At 66.0% G+C, this 17,846-nt stretch carries 11 protein-coding genes; 8 read left to right on the top strand and 3 right to left on the bottom strand.

All coding sequences use genetic code 11. From position 1 onward, the window contains the following. Positions 1-125 precede the first annotated feature (125 nt). Genes ACH4OA_RS21055 through ACH4OA_RS21070 form a run of 4 tightly spaced genes read left to right on the top strand, consistent with a single transcriptional unit; the run spans position 126 to position 7,455 of the window. Positions 126-1,601, top strand: a complete 1,476-nt coding sequence (locus tag ACH4OA_RS21055; protein ID WP_397970142.1) for an ATP-binding protein — start codon at positions 126-128, stop codon at positions 1,599-1,601. Between the two features lie 49 nt (positions 1,602-1,650). After that, positions 1,651-4,440, top strand: coding sequence for a Z1 domain-containing protein (locus ACH4OA_RS21060; protein ID WP_397970143.1), 2,790 nt, complete (start codon positions 1,651-1,653; stop codon positions 4,438-4,440). Next, positions 4,437-5,444 (top strand): PD-(D/E)XK motif protein, encoded by a 1,008-nt coding sequence (locus ACH4OA_RS21065; protein ID WP_397970144.1) that lies wholly within the window; start codon positions 4,437-4,439, stop codon positions 5,442-5,444. Before ACH4OA_RS21060 ends, ACH4OA_RS21065 begins: the two co-directional genes overlap by 4 nt. After that, a complete protein-coding gene (locus ACH4OA_RS21070) occupies positions 5,437-7,455 on the top strand; it encodes an AIPR family protein (protein WP_397970145.1) in 2,019 nt (672 codons plus the stop codon). Before ACH4OA_RS21065 ends, ACH4OA_RS21070 begins: the two co-directional genes overlap by 8 nt. A gap of 722 nt (positions 7,456-8,177) precedes the next feature. Here ACH4OA_RS21070 and ACH4OA_RS21075 read toward each other — a convergent pair. After that, a complete protein-coding gene (locus ACH4OA_RS21075) occupies positions 8,178-10,154 on the bottom strand; it encodes a DNA cytosine methyltransferase (RefSeq protein WP_397970147.1) in 1,977 nt (658 codons plus the stop codon). 485 nt (positions 10,155-10,639) lie between these two features. Between ACH4OA_RS21075 and ACH4OA_RS21080 the strand changes: the two genes are divergently transcribed. From ACH4OA_RS21080 to ACH4OA_RS21095, 4 genes are read left to right on the top strand one after another with little or no spacing between them, the layout of a single operon-like run. Continuing rightward, the gene (locus ACH4OA_RS21080) at positions 10,640-11,668 is read left to right on the top strand and encodes an ATP-binding protein (protein ID WP_397970149.1); all 1,029 of its coding nucleotides are present in this window, start codon (positions 10,640-10,642) and stop codon (positions 11,666-11,668) included. Next, positions 11,617-12,684 (top strand): hypothetical protein, encoded by a 1,068-nt coding sequence (locus ACH4OA_RS21085; protein ID WP_397970151.1) that lies wholly within the window; start codon positions 11,617-11,619, stop codon positions 12,682-12,684. The genes ACH4OA_RS21080 and ACH4OA_RS21085 overlap by 52 nt, the downstream gene beginning before the upstream one ends. Continuing rightward, entirely contained in the window at positions 12,681-12,890 is a 210-nt protein-coding gene (locus ACH4OA_RS21090; RefSeq protein WP_397970153.1) for an ATP-binding protein, read from the top strand. Before ACH4OA_RS21085 ends, ACH4OA_RS21090 begins: the two co-directional genes overlap by 4 nt. Further along, positions 12,887-14,041 carry a hypothetical protein gene (locus tag ACH4OA_RS21095; protein ID WP_397970154.1) on the top strand — a complete coding sequence of 385 codons (1,155 nt, stop codon included), beginning with the start codon at positions 12,887-12,889 and terminating at the stop codon, positions 14,039-14,041. Before ACH4OA_RS21090 ends, ACH4OA_RS21095 begins: the two co-directional genes overlap by 4 nt. Before the next feature lie 1,053 nt (positions 14,042-15,094). On the opposite strand, the gene ACH4OA_RS21100 is transcribed toward ACH4OA_RS21095, so the two are convergent. Further along, a complete protein-coding gene (locus ACH4OA_RS21100) occupies positions 15,095-16,462 on the bottom strand; it encodes an L-serine ammonia-lyase (protein WP_365874813.1) in 1,368 nt (455 codons plus the stop codon). A gap of 115 nt (positions 16,463-16,577) precedes the next feature. Then, on the bottom strand, positions 16,578-17,843 hold the full coding sequence (gene glyA, locus ACH4OA_RS21105; protein WP_397942969.1) for a serine hydroxymethyltransferase: 1,266 nt from the start codon (positions 17,841-17,843) through the stop codon (positions 16,578-16,580). Between the last annotated feature and the right edge of the window lie 3 nt (positions 17,844-17,846).

Raw genomic sequence — 17,846 nt, forward strand, 5'->3', positions numbered from 1 at the left:
TGGGGCGAGTAGCGGCACACTCACCGCACGAGGTCTGACAAGTCCTGCCGTATGCCGCTCCCCGGAGCACACAGGCGAACCGACCGCACAGGACTGACCGGGTACACCGGGTACGGAGCGTGAAGATGGACTTCGACGTCGCCGCTCCCGACCCTGCTGGCATGGTGGCGTCGCTCAGTTCGCTCGGTTACTCGCTTCCAGCCGCCGTCGCAGACCTTGTGGACAACAGCGTCTCCGCTGAGGCCCGGAACATCGACGTCGACTTCACGTGGAACGGACAGAGTTCCTGGATCGCTGTGACGGACGACGGCAGAGGGATGACGGAGCCCGAGCTTGTGACCGCCATGACGGTGGCGGCCCGCGGCCCGTCAGCCGAGCGGAGTGCCACGGATCTCGGCCGTTTCGGTGTGGGGCTGAAGTCCGCCTCGTTCTCCCAGTGCCGCAAGCTCACCGTCGCCACGGTCAGGGGCGGAGTCTGGCACGTCCGGACGTGGGACCTCGGCGTCGTGGAGCACTATAAGGAGTGGCGGCTCCTCCGTGACCCCGGCGACACGACCACCGCTCTCCTGCGTCGGATCGCGGGAGACATGCAGCACGGGACCATCGTCCTGTGGGAGCAGCTCTCCGGTTACTACAACACTGCCGTGGCCAGCGACGACGAAAAGACGCAGGCCCAGTTCTATGCGGAGGCGGAGCGCACCGAAGCCCACCTTGCGATGGTCTTCGCCCGTTTCCTGGAGCGTCCGGCCCGGTGCCAGCTTCGGGTGCGTGGCTCCGACCTCTCCCCGTGGGACCCGTTTCTGTCCACGCACCCGTCGGTTCAGCGGATCCCCTGGGAGCCTCTGCCGCTGGGATCGGAGTCGGTGCGCGTGGAGCCCTTCGTCCTCCCGACGGCGCAGCGGCTCTCGGAAACTGAATACAAGTCGGCTGCCGGGCAGAAGGGATGGCTAGGGCAGCAGGGGTTCTATGTCTACCGCCGTGACCGCCTGATCCTTGCCGGTGACTGGCTGGGGATCCGCGGCCTCCGGCGCGAGGAGAAGTACAACCTCGCGCGGATCGCTGTGGACATCCCTGCGGAGGCCGACAAAGACTGGGGCGTGGACGTGCGCAAGGCGAGCGTCGTTCCACCCGTCTCCTTGCGGCGTCACCTGGAGAGGATCGCCAGGTACACGCGCGAGGCGGCCTCCCGCTCGGCACGACAGCGTGGTCAAGTCGTGTCGCGGGCGCATGGTGACCCCCTGAAGTTCGCCTGGAAGGTGAAGCGCCACGACGGCCGGATCGTTCTGCGCATCAACAGAAAGCACCCCCTGGTGAAAGCAGCGATGGACGACCAGGGCGGCAATCCGGACGTCGTCCGCTCGATGATCCGCCTCCTTGAGGAGACGGTCCCGGTCACGGCGCTCCGCATGCTCCACGAGACCGACACGGTCGACGACCCCGAACCCTTCGGCGGTCCGGGACCGGCCGCTCCGGAGACTGTCGACATCGCCCGCCAGGTGTACGAAGCACTCCTTGGGCAGGGCCGCTCCCCTGAAGACGCCCGGGGAGTACTCAGCTCCATGTCTCCCTTCGACGAGCAACAAGGTTTCTGGAACTCCTGACCCACCTGGTAGTCCCCACTCCCAACCGACCCGGCCGCAGGAGGTCGCTGTGAGCACCGCCCCCGAAGACAGTCTCGAGAAGGCCGAGCAGACCGCGGTGCTGCTCCTGCCGGGTGACCGCCAGGCAACGCCGGCCGAGGTGGACTTCGCGGTGAACACAGCGGTCAGCATCCTCGCTGCCCAGGGGATCACCGTGGACCGTGACCAGGTGCGGAAGGTACTCGAGGCCCGGGCCTCCGTGTTCCAGGCCGATTCCTCCGCGATGAAGGACGACGAGGGCCACGTGCCCTGGCTTGCCGACGCGAAGGCCGACCGGAAGTGGGACTTCTGGGACCGCTACCGGCGCTACCTCCTGAGCGTCTCCAAGCTCCCGACGCAGGTCGTGCGCCGACTCGACCAGAGCACGGACGACGTTCTCGGTGAGCTGGAGGACCCTCAGCGGGAAGGCATCTGGCGCCGGACCGGGCTCGTTATCGGACAGGTTCAGTCCGGCAAGACGGGGCAGTTCATCGGGCTCGCCGCGAAGGCGGCCGATGCCGGCTACCGGCTCATCGTGGTGTTTGCCGGGATCCACAACGACCTGCGCAGCCAGACCCAGCTCCGTATCGACGAGGGGCTCCTCGGGTTCGACACCCAGTATCAGTTCCGCTCGGACGACGACGCGCATCGTCATATCGGTGTTGGCGCGATGTCACACGGCAAGCGCCTGAAGGCGGCGTCGCTCACTACCAGTCACGAGAAGGGGGACTTCGCCCGCAAGACGGCGGCCTCCGCGAACGTGCCGGTGGGCAGCGTCCCGGTGGTCCTCGTGGTCAAGAAGAACCGGCGGATTATCGACAACCTGCGTGACTGGGTGATCGACAACCACGGCGTGGAGGACCCGGAGACCGGCCGGATGGTCGTTCCCGACCTCCCCTTGTTCGTGATCGACGACGAAGCCGACAACGCCGGGGTGAACACATCTAAGGACCCCGACACCAACCCGTCGGCGATCAACAAGGCCATCAGGCGGTTGGTCAACAGCTTCACGAAGGCGTCCTACGTCGGCTATACCGCGACTCCCTTCGCGAACATCTACATCAACCCCGACACCGACCATGACGAGCTGGGCCCCGACCTCTTCCCGGAGAGTTTCATCCGCACCCTGCGGGCCCCGTCCAACTATCTCGGTCCCGAGCGTCTCTTCGGCCTGCAGACCGACGGCGACGAGGAGGACATCGAGCCGCTGCCACTCATAAGGCACATCAAGGACACAGATCTCTGGGTGCCAGACAAGCACAAGTCTTACCACCAGGTTCCCGACTTTCTGCCCGAGTCGCTGCAGCGCGCCATCCGGTCCTTCGTCCTGACTTGCGCGGCACGTCGAGCACGGGGGCAGGTCGCCGTGCATAACTCCATGCTGGTGCACGTGACCCGCTTCACGGCCGTACAGCAGCAGATCTGCGACCAGATCGACGCCCACGTGCGTCTGCTCTTCGATGTTCTCCAGGACCGGTTCAGCAGTGCCCGCGAAGAACTCGAGGAAGAGCTGCGGGAACTCTGGGATGAGGACTTCGTCCCCTGCACCGAGGACATGACCGGGGGCAGGCTCGATTGGGAAGACATCGAACCCCACCTCCACGCCGCCCTTGCGAAAATCACCGTTATGGCTGTCAACGGTGCGGCGAAAGACGCCCTCCAGTATTACGAACGCCGGGAGACCGGCCTGTCGGTCATCGCCGTAGGCGGCGAGAAGCTCTCCCGCGGCCTGACCCTCGAAGGGCTGTCGGTCAGCTACTACCTGCGTGCCTCCAAGACGTACGACACCCTGCTGCAGATGGGCCGCTGGTTCGGCTACCGTCCCCGCTACGAGGACCTGTGCCGGCTGTATACGACACGTACGCTGCAGCGCCAGTACGCGGAGATCACCGCAGCCACCGACGAACTCCGGCGCGACGTCGAGGAGATGTCCGCAGTGGGACTCACCCCCCGTGAGTACGGTCTCAAGGTCAGGACCTCGTCGCTCGGCCTCGGTATCACGGCCTCCAACAAGATGAGGCAGGGCACGCGTGTCCGCCTCAGCTACTCCGGTGAGCTTCCTGAGACGACCATCTTCGACCTCTCCGAAAAGGTGGTTCGTAGGAACCACGAGCTCCTTAAGTCGTTCGCCGCGCGCCTCGATGTGATCTCCGCCGGGAACGTTGACGAGCGGAGCGGGAGCATCACCTGGAGTGGCGTCGCAGCCTCGGACGTCACCGAGGGTTTTCTCGACTCTTACCTCACCGACCGGCAGGCCCAGCGGGTGCGGCCGGCCTTCATCGCAGAGTACGTGCGCCAGTGCGCCAAGCAGGGTGAGCTTGGCAACTGGACGATCCGCCTCGCCAGCCGACTGCCCGAGGGTGCGGCGGCCGAGATCGCTGGCCATTCCATCGGCCTCATCACACGCAGCCACTCCAAGTCCTCGGAGGTCGTTCCCGGCCGCTACACGATCAAGCGTGTCCTCAGCCCTGCCGACGAGTTCTGCGACCTCACCGAGGAACAGTACGACCGGGCGCTGAAGGCCACGAAGGAGGCCGCGAAGGGGAAGCTCAACAGGAAGGGCGAACCGCTCGATCCGGACACCCCCCGCGGCCGGCCTCTGCGTCACCAACGTCGCCCTGACCAGCCGTTGCTTCTGCTGTACCCCCTCAGCCCTGCCGAGGTGGCCAAGTCGTCGAGGAACCCCGAGCCGGTCGCTCCGCTGGTCGGGTTTGCCATCAGCTTCCCGTTCTCCCGCCACCAGTTGAAGACCGAGTACGTGGTGAACGACATCTGGTTCAAGCAGGACATGGAATTCGACGACTTCGAGGACGAAGAGTGATCGACGAGAGTGTGTGGCAGGAGCTGGAGGCCCATCAGCAGACCCCGGGCAGGTCCACCCGGCGGCTCCACCCCGACTCCCCGCACGACATCCAGGTGTCGGTGACGCACCCTGCCCTCCGACGGATGCTGCTGCTCGGCACCGACGCTAGGACCGCCGACACCGTACGTCAGGAAATCCACGAACTGCCGGCCACCCGCGGCCTGCAGCTGAACCTGTCGTCGGTGTCCGGCAATCACTACGAGCTCCAGGTGATGCTCACCGACGACGAACTCACCGAGGTCTTCACCCCGCTCGTTACCGACATCGCAGAGGTGGTGCGGGAGGCACCGACAACCGAGACGGCTGCGGAGGCCGCGGTTCGCCGCTACGTCCGGTGGCAGCAGCTGCTGCGCTCCGTGTCGCGCGACGGCCTGTCCCGACAGGCTCGGTGCGGTCTCTTCGGTGAACTCCACTTCTTCCTCGAGTACGTGCTTCCGGCTGTGGACCAAAACACGGCCGTCAGCTCCTGGACCGGCCCCCGGCAGACAAACCAGGACTTCCAGCTGCCCGGCGCCGCGGTCGAGGTAAAGGCGACCACAGCGCGCTCTCCCAGGACGGTCCAGATCGCGAGTGAGCGGCAGCTGGACACGGCCGACGCGACGCCCCTAGCACTGGCTCATGTCGTCCTCGACGACCGGCAACGTGGGCTCGGCAGGAGTTTGAACGCCCTGGTGGACGAGATACGGGCCCGTCTGACCTCACCGTCCGCCGCCCAGCGCTTCGAGAATCTGCTGGTCCAATCCGGCTATCTGCCGAATCAGCGGGACCTCTACGATCACGATCGATACACCCTGCGTCGCAGCGAATTCTGGACGGTCGGGGAGGGTTTCCCCCGCATCGTTGAGGCCGAACTGCCGCCTGGGGTGGGCAACTGCACATACACCATCGACGTGTCGGCACTGACCGCCCACAGCGTGACCGCTGAGACACTCGTCGACCTGATCCGAGGAACCCATGGCTGAGCACGACCTCCACGACTACTCACGCGCGCTGGTGACCGACATCCAGGCGCTGGCGGACGCCGAGGGCGGCTCGATCCCGAACACGTTTACCCAGCACGTACTCGAGATCCTTGAGGAGGCTGGGGTGGTCACCGACGCTGCGCTCGCCTACCACTCCTCCCGGGGGCTGGAGATCTACGGCTACGGTCTGCCCGAGGACGGGTCCAGCCTCGACCTCTACACCACCGACTTCAACCTGACACCGATGAGCAGCAAGCTGACCAAGGCCGAGTCCGACAGGCTCTTCCGCAGGCTGTTCGCGTTCCTGGGCAAGCACGCAGCCATCCGCCCTAACCAGGAGGACAACACCGACGTGCACGACATGTGCGTCGGTGTGGAGAAGGCACTGTCGAACGTTCCGAAGATCCGCCTCTTTCTCCTCAGCAACCGGGTCAGCACGACGAGTGCCCCGGGACCCGGGGAGTTCGAGGGAATCCCTGTCACACACGAGCTCTGGGACCTTGCGCGGCTCCACCGGCACGAGACCTCCGGGAGCATCGGCGAGCCCATCAAAGTGACCTTCGAGCGTCCTCTTCCGTGCCTGGCGGCGCACAGCGACGAGCCGAACTACTCGGTCGTCCTGGCCGTCATCCCCGGCCGACAGCTTGCCGAACTGTACAAGGAGCACCGGACCCGGCTGCTCGAACTCAACGTCCGGTCCTTTCTCCAGACCCGCGGTGGCGTGAACAAGGGCATCCGCGAAACCCTGCTGAAGGATCCGAGCCGCTTCCTCGCCTACAACAACGGCGTGACCGCCACTGCCTCGGACGTGGACTTCGAGACCGACGAGCACGGCAGTCCCGTCGCCATCAGGAGCATGACAGGCCTCCAGATCGTCAACGGCGGCCAGACCACCGCCTCACTGCACCACGTCCTGACCCATGACAAGCGGGACCTGGACGGGGTCCACGTGCAGATGAAGCTCACGATCGTCGATCCCGCGTACTTGTCCGAGATCGTTCCGAGGATCTCCCAGTACTCCAACACCCAGAACAAGGTGACGTTGGTCGACTTCAGCTCGAACCACGAGTTCCACGTCGCCTTCGAGCGTGTCTCCCGCAGCCTGTGGGCTCCCGCGACCGACGGCAGCGGTCAGGAGACGCGATGGTTCTACGAGCGGGCGCGGGGTCAGTACACCGACAAGTCCGCCGAGCACGAGAGCCGCGCCGCCCAGCGCAAGTTCAAGCTGATCACGCCGAGCCGACAGAGATTCAGCAAGTCTGACCTGGCCACCTTCGTACACTCCTGGGAGCAGCTCCCGTACTGGGTGAGTCGCGGCGCTCAGAAGAACTTCGCCCACTTCATGGAGCGGATCGAGAAGTCCGATCCCGTCGTGGACGTGCAGTACTGCAAGCGCGCCATAGCCACCGCCCTCCTCTTCCAGGCTGCCGACCGGATCGCCCGTGCGCACTCGGCCGGCAGTCACAAACGGCTGATCACGACCTACACGGTCGCCCGGCTCTCGCTCGCCGCCGAGAAGCGAATCGACCTCGACAGGATCTGGAACGAACAGGGCACTACGGACGCCCTAGACGACGCCCTCGACGAACTCTGTCCCTTGATTATGGAGGCGGTGATCACCGGCGATCGGCACGTGTCGGAGTGGGCGAAGAAGCCCGACTGCTGGGACGAGGTTTCCCGCATTCCGTGGACACTTCCCGACGCGCTGGCCGCCGAGCTCACGGCCGAGCCGTTCGAGATCGCCTCTCCCGAGAGTACCGAGTCCGACGAGGCCGAAGCCGCCGTCGAGGACATCCCCAGCGAGGAGTGGCAGGCTCTGGCGGACTGGGCCCGCGAAGGCCGGGTTCTGCGCGCCGTGGACAGGCAGCTCGCCGACCGTGTCGCGCAGCGACTGTCCCAGGGGCGGCGGGTCACCGGGATCCAGGCCAAGCAGGCGATGGAGGTTTATGAAGAGGCTCTGCGGCACGGGTTCCACCCCACGCCCGCCGGCCTCGACCGCGAGACCGAGTGAGAGCGGCAGCCCCCGACAGCCGGGGCTGCCGCTATAGGGCTCCCTCCCGCATACAGGTCGTTGATGGCGTCTTCTGCCCGTCTCAGCACGATGCGCCCGTCTCCATCACTGAACACGAGCAGCTTGGTACCCGGGCTGATGCCTGCTTCGGCGAGGATCCCGAGCGGGATCTCCACACGACCGGCCTCGTCGACGTCGAGTTCTGCGGGTTCTCGGATCATCTAGGTCAGTCTGCCTCCCGGAGCACGCCCACGATATGGCCGCCCAAGATGGCCTCATGAGCACACACGAAGGATGGGTGAGCACGCCTTGGAGCGAGCTAAGAGGCTGCCGAGTACGGGACACCGAACCGGAGAAGACCCTCAAGAGCACTGTGCACGCCCTCGGACTCCGCTTTCGGCTGCACCGTAAGGTCGCTCCCCGCTGCCTGCGGACTTCGTGCTGCCCCGGTGCTCCGTCGCGGTCTTCGTCGACGGTTACTTCTGGCACGGCTGCCCCTCCCACGGCATGCGGGAATTCCCAGGGCCGAACGCCTCGCGCTGGGAAGCCAAGATCACGACCAACATGGAAAGGGACGCCAGGAACACAGAAGCGGCGAGAGACGCCGGATGGACCGTAGTGCGCATCTGGGAATGTGAGGTCAGGGCCGACGCCGGGCCGACCGCCCAGCGCATCGTCCACGCCGCCCACCGCAGCTTCCCTGTTCTCCCGGGAGGGCCGTGTCAGCCTGTCCTTACCGCAACATCCAAGGTGGGTTCGGCTCCCTCGTCCTCCTGCGGACGGGTCGGGCAGTAGTCGCTCAGCGGGCAGCTTCCACAGACGGGCTGCTTGTCACGACACAGGTGCTCGCCGATAAACCTGATGGCGGCCATCCGCACCGGAGCGTCCCTGCCGGCGCCGAGAAGTTTGATGAGGTTGAGCCGACCCTCGGTCAGTCGGTTGGTCAGGTGCGATTCGTTCTGCTGAACCCTCGCAGCCACCCGCAACGCACTCTGGCCGACCAGCATTATGTCGCCGCCGGCCAGCAGTCTGAACAACGCGAGCTCAGCCGGCTTGAGCCCCATCACCTTGCCGTGATCAAGAACCGAATCCGCGTTCACCCAGACCTCGGGCTTGTTGACGACCGGAGTGAGCCTGCCCTCCAGACGCTTGCGGAGTGCTGCTGTCGGCGCAGCGGTCACGAGGGCAAGATAGACGTCCTGCGTCAGTTCCCTGTGCCCAGCGACCTCGTTCATCACGTCGGAGAGCTGCTTCGGGTGCAGCTTGCTTCCCGAGAGCACCGCCATGACGAGAGCCCCGAGCGGCTTCATTTTCCGGCCACCGGGGAACTGGTACCACTGCTTGCCCGCACGCTGCTCCTTGGCCCAGCGGGTCAGCTCCTCACGTACCTTCGGCCACTTGTCCCCGGCCTCGTCCCCGGCGGGAACATCTTGCGGCAGGAGGACCCGGGCCGCGGCTTCGCCCAACAGCGGGGGAACCGCATTGCCAATCTGGCGGAAGGCGTCGCTCCGCGTACCCGCGAACCGAAAGCGGTCCGGGAAGGTCTGGATCCTCGCGGCTTCACGCACGGTCAGCGTTCGCGCCTCTTCAGGATGGATGTACCAGTAACCATCCTTGGCGATGTGCGCGGTGATCGTGCGGCTCAATTCCTTCCAGTCCAACTTCTTGTACTTGTCGGTGAATTGCTCCGCGTCGTACCTCTGGAAATCCTTCTCGTCCTCTTCCAGTTTCTCTTCAAGCTCGGAGTAGAGGGTTTTGGAATCCATGACCGTGAAGATCCTGAAGTCGTCCCTACGAACCCGCCGCGTCATGTGGTCGTGAATTACACCCTTGTCTGCCCTTCTGCGCATCTCCTTGGCGAAGGAAGAGAGCTTCGGCTCCTGCTGCTCGTCGTAGTCGCCGACTCGGGCACCTACCGCTTTCAAAGGCTCCGGATTGAGTGCAGGAAGGTCGCCGATGGCATCCCGAAGGGTGGTCTGTTTCTTCGGTTTGCCCCAAGCGAAGCCGCCACCGTCTCTCCGTGCGAGGAGGATAAGACGCTTCCTGTGCTGTGGCACGCGATAGTTCCACGCATCGACGAGACGCACCTGGGTCACGTACCCAAGGCTTTCCAGCTTTGCCTCGATGATACGGATCACGCTGAAGTCATCGGCAAGCCCCATATCGGGGACGTTCTCCATGAGGACAGCACGTGGAAGGAGCCGCTCCACCACATCGACGTAGGCGCGCCAGAGTTCCTTACGGAGATCGTGCGGGTCACGGTTGTGGTACTCGACCAAGTGCCGGATCTTGCTGCGTCCGGCACGACTGAACGGCTGGCAGGGAGGGCCTCCCGCGACGATGTCGATCTCGGCGCCAGAGTCAAGGATTCGCTGAACGAATTCCCCTCGCTGGCTGTCATCCCCGAGGTCGACGCAGAGACTCATTCCCGGAAAGTTCGCTGCATGCGTCTCGCGAGCCCGCTCGTCAAAGTCCACCGCCGCAGCGGTGGTCCATCCGGCCCGCTCAAGGCCCAAGCTCAGCCCGCCAGCACCCGAGAAGAGGTCGACAGCCAGACGTTTACCTTTTCCGTAACCGGACTGGACCCATTTCTTGAAATCGTCCGGCTCACAGTGGTGCCTGTGCTTGTCCAGTTTGAGGCAGTCGCTCCGCTCCAGGGGCACGCCATACGTGCTTTTCGCCCCCTTCTCCTTCGCCACGACCCACTCCTCCGTACCTGATGACCTGAACGACCTCCAGGAGATCACGCACGACGCTGTGGAGGCAAGGCTTCCGGCCGGTCCGCGCCGCCGCAAAGCCTCATCTGTCACGCGGGTGACCTGCCTGGTGAACACTGCTGTTCACTCACCGTGTCCCATTGGTAACTTGAAGCAGTGTTCTACTCTTGAGTCACCCCATGCTAGAGGACGCCCCCTGGGCTACTCTTCGGGACTCCCCAGTTCCGGTTGTGATACGTCCACACACGTCACCTGTCTCAACGAACCCCCGAACCAGAAGACACGTTCGATCACAGGGCTGTGCCCCTTCGTCGGGCGTCGGGTGCCCAACCACCGTGAACTCCCGTCCCGGCGCACGTACTGCCCAAATTCCCTGAGCAGCGTCTCCAGAGCCCTCCCCGCCGTTAGGGTCGCAGCTGGCACTCCTCGGGCTGGAGTGCGGGTGGGAAGCGGTCAGAGGGGCGAGCGTGAACTCCGAGAACACACAGACGTTTCTACGTCCCCGTGCGCGCCTGATGAGCACACTCGGTGAGGAGCTGATCAGCAACGAGCGGGTGGCGCTCACCGAGCTGGTCAAGAACGCCTACGACGCCGATGCGAGCCTGGTTGTGATCAGATTCAACGGGCCGTTGGAGGAGGGCTACGGTTCCATCGAGGTGTGGGACGACGGACACGGTATGTCCCCCGAGGCCGTCCGGGACACCTGGATGGAGATTGCCACACCGTTCCGGCACCGTGCCCCGCGCAGTGAGCAGTTCGGGCGAAGGGTGCTCGGTGCAAAGGGAATCGGGCGCTTCTCCGCAGCCCGTCTCGGCGCCGTGACCGCGATCAAGAGTCGCAAGGCCGGCGGTCCCGAGGTGAACATCCGGCTTGACTGGAGCGACTTCGCCGCCGAGAACGCCTACATCGACCAGGTGCCGGTCCAGTGGAACGTGGGCGCTCCCGCGGTGTTCGCCGACAACGGCCAAGCGCGACGCCTCTTCGACGAGGTGACAAGTGCTTTCCGCGCGAGCGAGAAACAGCCCGCCTGGACGGGCTCTCACGGCACCCTCGTTCGGCTCGAAGGGCTTCGGCAGGACTGGGGGGCCGAGTCGGTGGAGAGCCTGAAGCGATCCCTGTCCCGACTTCTCCCCCCTCCCCCTCCTGCGGAGCTGGGCGTACCCGACCAGCCGGAGTTCGCGATCTACCTCTCCCTTCCGGCTGGGCCGTTGGACCACCACACCGGTTTTGTCGGGGCCAGCGAAGCTCTGGCACACCCGCACTACCGCCTCATAGGGGCCATCGACGAAAACGGTCTCGCCGACCTGACCATGACCAACCTGACGTCTGGGCAGTCGGAGACCCTGAACCAGTACCTCTTCCCGTCGCACGGGAAGGCACCCAAGTGCGGTCCCCTGAAGCTCGACCTCCGTACCTGGGACCTCGACTGGCGTCCCTCAAGGAGATGCTCAACATCGACCTCGGGGCCCGCAACATCACCGAGGTCCGTAAGCTGATCAAGGATAACAGCGGTGTCGCCCTCTACCGGGACGGCTTCCGGGTGCAGCCCTTCGGCGAGGTCGACTTCGACTGGCTGGGTTTCGACCTCCGCCGTGTGAACAACCCCACCATGCGGTTCTCCAACAACCAGGTCGCGGGTTTCGTGTACATATCGGCGGACGGCAACCCCGGGCTTCGGGACCGGTCGCACCGGGAAGGGCTCATCGACTCGCCCGAGTACGAGGACCTGAAAGGTGTCCTGACCCAGGCCGTGAGCCGACTCGAGACCTGGCGCTACGGGCTGCGCCGTCCGAAGCGAGAGAACCGCGAGTCGGATCCGATTACGGTGGACATCCCCTCAGGTGCTGGAAGCGACCGCCACGGCCTGTTCCAGAACTTCACGCTCTCGCCCGTCCGGGACGTCGTCAACTCGAAGTACCCGGACGACATCGAGTTGAGCCGCGCACTGGAGGAGGCTCAGGAAACGATTGACGAGAGCGTCGACAAGGTCCAGGAGGTCCTCTCGCAGTTCTCCCGCCTCGCGACTCTGGGAGCGCTGGTCGACGTCGTACTGCACGACGGTCGAACGGCACTGACCCGCATCGCCTACGTCCTCCGCCGGCTGAATAAGCTGGCGGGCCGCAAGCGCGACGAGGACGAACAGCTCGCCTCCGCTCTCGCGAAAATGCACGTCGACCTCACCGCACAGGAACAGGCTCTGGACCGGCTCTTCACCCGCGTCGAGCCGCTGAGCGGCCGACGGCGAGGCCGTCCCCGCGCTCTGTCCCTCCAAGCCGCGATCGACGAGGCTGTCGCGGTCCACGAGGGCACGCTCGAGAAGCACGGCATCGCCGTCACCGTCAGCGGCGAGGACGTGACAGTGACGGCTGACCCCGGTGACATCTCCCAGGTGGTCCACAACCTCGTAGGAAACTCGCGATCTACTGGCTCTCCACCCTGCCCGAAGGGAAGGAACGCGCCATCCTCATCGAGACGAGGCGGACGCCCGAGGACGATGTCGACATCGACGTGAGTGACAGCGGCCCCGGAGTACGTGAGGAGATCCAAGAGATGATCTTCGATACGTACTTCAGCGACAAGGAGGACGGCATCGGGCTGGGCCTCAGCATCGCCGACAGCGTCGTGAAGGATTTCTACGACGGCGATCTGTCCCTGGTGACGCCAGGGCCCCTCGCCGGAGCCACGTTCAGGGCGAGACTGCGAAGGAGAGTCGGGTGACGGACGGGGGCGCGGTGTATCGGGTCTTGATCGTCGAGGACGAGGTGGACATCGCGGAGGAACTGTCCGAGATGCTCGTTGAGGAGCTCTCGGACCTCGGGGCGCTCGACATCCACGTCGAGAACGATTTCGACGAAGCTGAACGCCTGCTGGAGACGCAGGCGTTCGATCTGGTTGTTCTGGATGTCAGGGACGCGACGCGAGGTGGCTCCACCTCCCACCCCAACCTGCAGGGCCGCGAACTGTACGACCGGATAGCCAAGACTCGCTGGGTGCCCGTCGTCTTCTGCACCGGCCTCGCGGAGCAGGTGAGCGATTTGGCGCAGCCACCACTCATCCAGGTGGTCCCGAAGAACCGGCTGGACGACGCCGTCACCGCGATACGGGACGGCCTTGAGTCCGGTGCCCCGGTCCTCACCCGGCATGTCACCGCCCTTGTGGACGAGTACGTGCGCGGATTCCTGCGGGACGAGATTGCTCCGAACTGGGACAGGCTCGCGGCTGCCGACCGTAGCCAGATCGCCCCCGCCCTCGTGCACCGCCTCGCAGCCTGGCTGAAGGAGAACGCGGTCGAGGCTCTCGGAGCAGTGCTCGGTTCCTCCGAGGACCGTGTGATGGGACACGCGTCGACCGCCCGGATGTACTTGATGCCACCGGTCACGAAACACGTGACCGCCGCAGACGTTCTGCGGGATCCCCAGGACGGCTGGTGGGTTGTCCTCACGCCTGCATGCGACCTCTACGAGGACTTGCCCGGCGGCGGCAATCGTGCCGCCAAGGCCGAGTACGTGCGTCTCGCCAAGGCGGTTCCGTTGAGCGAAGCACCCTTGATCGCTCGTTGGATCGAGGCCGGATCCCCTGTCAAGGGGAGCCGGGAGCGGAACGCGGCTCTGGAGATGTTCCGCGACAACAAAGCCCGTTACCGGATTCTGCCCAAGTACCTCGACATCCCGGATCTCCTGGTCGACTTCGAGATCGTGCAGTCTGTTCCGTTGGCCGAGGTCCGCTCGTGGATCCGCGTCGCCACGCTGGACAGCCCGTTCGCCGAGGCCATGCTGACCTCGCACGGGCACACGGTGGCCAGGATAGGCACCCCGGTCGTCGACTTCGAGAACATCAAGCAGTCCCTGGGCCTGAGAGGGAAGGGGTAGGCCGCGGACCAGAACTCGGTTCCGAACCCTCTTACCACGACGAAGGACGCCAAGCGGTCCTGATTCTCGGCCCGGGTGATCAGTTGTCAGCCCTCTCGCCCGCGCGCTGGATTCTGCAGCGTGATCTGAGCCCGACCGGGTCAAGGATCTCAGACGGCAGAGTCGTGGGGTCCTGTAATCCATGGGAGGTGAGCTGGCGCATGCCTCCGCAGGGCCTGATACGCCGGCATGGACTCATGAACAAGTGCGAAGGGGGGAGCGCTCTTCAACCGGTGGCACTCTCCGGCAAGACTTTCAGCGAAGACCAGCAAGGTGCGGTGGGCGTAACCTTCTCGTTGGTCTCTAGCTGAAGCCCCGGACAGGTCCGCTTTCCTCAGCACTGTCTTCCATTGTGCGTGGGTCACCGGCACAAAGAGACTTCCTGCTGTCCCGTCATCTGCTCACATGCGTGGAGAGATTCATCTTTCGAATCACTGCTCGCGCAGCCGCGCAGCACTCTCGTTCCTGTGTGCCCAGTTGGTCGGAGAGGGATACGTTAACCAGCACAGGATGACACCGGCGCCCCGCTTGAAGCGTGATGTTTCCTTGCGACCGTCAGTACCCTCGCACGACGACGATGCTGTCTCGGCGACGCCGACAGGAGGGTCTGTGGAAGGCCGACAACCCGGTGCCCCGGCTCCTGGCCACTCGTGGTGCCCTTCCCGGTGGCCAGCCGGTGGCCGGACGCCTTCGGACGACGTAACAAGAGGGAGCACAGGGCAAGCAGTCGCACATGCTCTGATCAGGCAGAACATCACTGGGCAGTATGACCAGGCACCACGCAGCACGATCGCTCACGGTCTCGTAATGCGTAGGTCTCGTGACATGGCCGCGTGTGGCCAGCTGCGTGCCCCACGATAAGGCGGCATGGCCCCTCGGAGGCGGCGCAAACCATCTCAAGAGCAAGGCGCAGCGGGGACATCCCAGGGAGGTCCCCGGGACTCTCCGTCACGTTAGCAGGGAAGGCCCCGACAGCGCTGAAAGTTGCGAACGCGCTGGTCAGGGCCTGTTCCCCTAGCACTCGATGATGTTCACCGCGAGCCCGCCGCGCGCCGTCTCCTTGTACTTCACGCTCATGTCCGCGCCGGTCTCCTTCATCGTCTTGATGACCTTGTCCAGGGACACCTTGTGGGAGCCGTCGCCGCGCATCGCCATCTTCGCGGCCGTGACCGCCTTCACCGCGGCCATGCCGTTGCGCTCGATGCACGGGATCTGCACCAGGCCGCCGACCGGGTCGCAGGTCAGGCCCAGGTTGTGCTCCATGCCGATCTCGGCCGCGTTCTCCACCTGCTCCGGGGAGCCGCCCAGCACCTCGGCGAGCGCGCCCGCCGCCATGGAGCAGGCGGAGCCGACCTCGCCCTGGCAGCCGACCTCGGCGCCGGAGATGGAGGCGTTCTCCTTGAAGAGCATGCCGATCGCGCCGGCGGCGAGGAGGAAGCGGACCACGCCGTCCTCGTCCGCGCCCGGCACGAAGTTGATGTAGTAGTGCAGGACCGCCGGGATGATGCCGGCCGCGCCGTTGGTCGGGGCCGTCACGACCCGGCCGCCGGCCGCGTTCTCCTCGTTCACGGCCATGGCGTAAAGCGTGATCCACTCCATGGCGTGGGCCAGCGGGTCGCCCTCGGCGCGTAGCTGGCGGGCCGAGACGGCGGCGCGGCGGCGGACCTTCAGACCGCCGGGCAGGATGCCCTCCCGGGACATGCCGCGCTGGACGCAGGCGCGCATCACCCGCCAGATCTCCAGCAGGCCGGCGCGGATCTCCTCCTCGGTGCGCCAGGCCCGCTCGTTCTCCAGCATCAGCGAGGAGATGGACAGGCCCGTCTCCTTGGTCAGGCGCAGCAGCTCGTCGCCCGTGCGGAACGGGTACTTCAGGACCGTGTCGTCCAGCTTGATCCGGTCCGCGCCGACCGCGTCCTCGTCCACGACGAAGCCGCCGCCGACCGAGTAGTACGTCTTGGCCAGCAGCTCGGTCCCGGAGGCGTCGTACGCCCGGACCGTCATGCCGTTGGCGTGGTACGGCAGGGCCTGGCGGCGGTGCAGGACCAGGTCGTCGTCGAAGGAGAACGGGATCTCGTGCGTGCCGAGCAGCGACAGCCGGCCCGCCCGCTTGATCGTCTCCACCCGCGCGTCGGCGCCCTCCACGTCCACCGTGCGCGGCGAGGCGCCCTCCAGGCCGAGCAGCACCGCCTTCGGGGTGCCGTGGCCGTGGCCGGTGGCGCCGAGCGAGCCGTACAGCTCGCAGCGCACGGCCGCGACGGAGCCGAGCAGATCCTCGTTGCGCAGCCGGCGGGCGAACATCCGCGCCGCGCGCATCGGGCCGACCGTGTGGGAGCTGGACGGGCCGATGCCGATCGAGAACAGGTCGAAGACCGAGATGGCCACGGGTGACTCCTCAAGACGGGATGGTGCGATGGGGTGGTGCACCGGGGTGGTACGGGGCGCGGGCACCGCGCACGCCGGGTTCTTCCCGTGTGCGCGGCGCCTCGCGAAAGGCGGCCTACTTGTTCAGACCGGGGTACAGCGGGTGCTTGTCGGCGAGCGCCTTGACGCGCGCCTTGAGCGCCTCGGCGTCGAACTCCGGCTTCAGCGTCTCGGCGATCACGTCCGCGACCTCGGCGAAGTCCTCGGCCGTGAAGCCGCGGGTGGCCAGGGCCGGCGTACCGATGCGCAGGCCGGAGGTGACCATCGGCGGGCGCGGGTCGTCCGGGACGGCGTTGCGGTTGACCGTGATGCCGACCTCGTGCAGCCGGTCCTCGGCCTGCTGCCCGTCCAGCTCGGAAGCGCGCAGGTCGACCAGGATCAGGTGCACGTCCGTACCGCCGGAGAGCACGTTGACCCCGGCCTCGCGGGCGTCGGCGGCCGTCAGCCGCTCGGCGAGGATGCGGGCACCCTCCACCGTGCGGCGCTGGCGCTCCTTGAACTCCTCGCTCGCCGCGACCTTGAAGGAGACCGCCTTGGCCGCGATCACGTGCTCCAGCGGACCGCCCTGGAAGCCCGGGAAGACGGAGGAGTTCAGCTTCTTCGCGAACTCCTTGCGCGCGAGGATGATGCCGCCGCGCGGGCCGCCCAGCGTCTTGTGCGTGGTGGAGGTGACCACGTCCGCGTACGGCACCGGGTTGGGGTGCAGACCGGCGGCGACCAGGCCGGCGAAGTGCGCCATGTCGACCCACAGGTACGCGCCGGTCTCGTCGGCGATCCGGCGGAACTCGGCGAAGTCGAGCCGGCGCGGGTACGCCGACCAGCCGGCGATGATCACCTTGGGGCGGTGCTCCTTGGCGAGCCGCTCGACCTCGGCCATGTCGACCAGGCCGGTCGCGGCGTCCACGTGGTAGGCGACCACGTCGAACTGCTTGCCGGAGAAGTTCAGCCGCATCCCGTGGGTCAGGTGGCCGCCGTGCGCGAGGTCCAGGCCGAGGATGGTGTCCCCGGGCTGGGCCAGCGCGAACAGGGCCGCCTGGTTCGCGGAGGCACCGGAGTGGGGCTGCACGTTGGCGTACTCGGCGCCGAACAGCTCCTTGACCCGGTCGATGGCGATCTGCTCGGCGACGTCGACGTGCTCGCAGCCGCCGTAGTAGCGGCGGCCCGGGTAGCCCTCGGCGTACTTGTTGGTGAGGACCGAGCCCTGGGCCTCCATGACCGCGAGCGGCGCGAAGTTCTCGGAGGCGATCATCTCCAGCGTCGACTGCTGGCGCTCCAGCTCGGCGCCGACCGCGGCGGCGATCTCCGGGTCCAGCTCGTGCAGGGGTGTGTTCAGGACAGTCATGGG

Source organism: Streptomyces sp. NPDC017095, from assembly GCF_044332325.1.
In the GTDB taxonomy this organism is placed as follows: Bacteria; Actinomycetota; Actinomycetes; order Streptomycetales; family Streptomycetaceae; genus Streptomyces.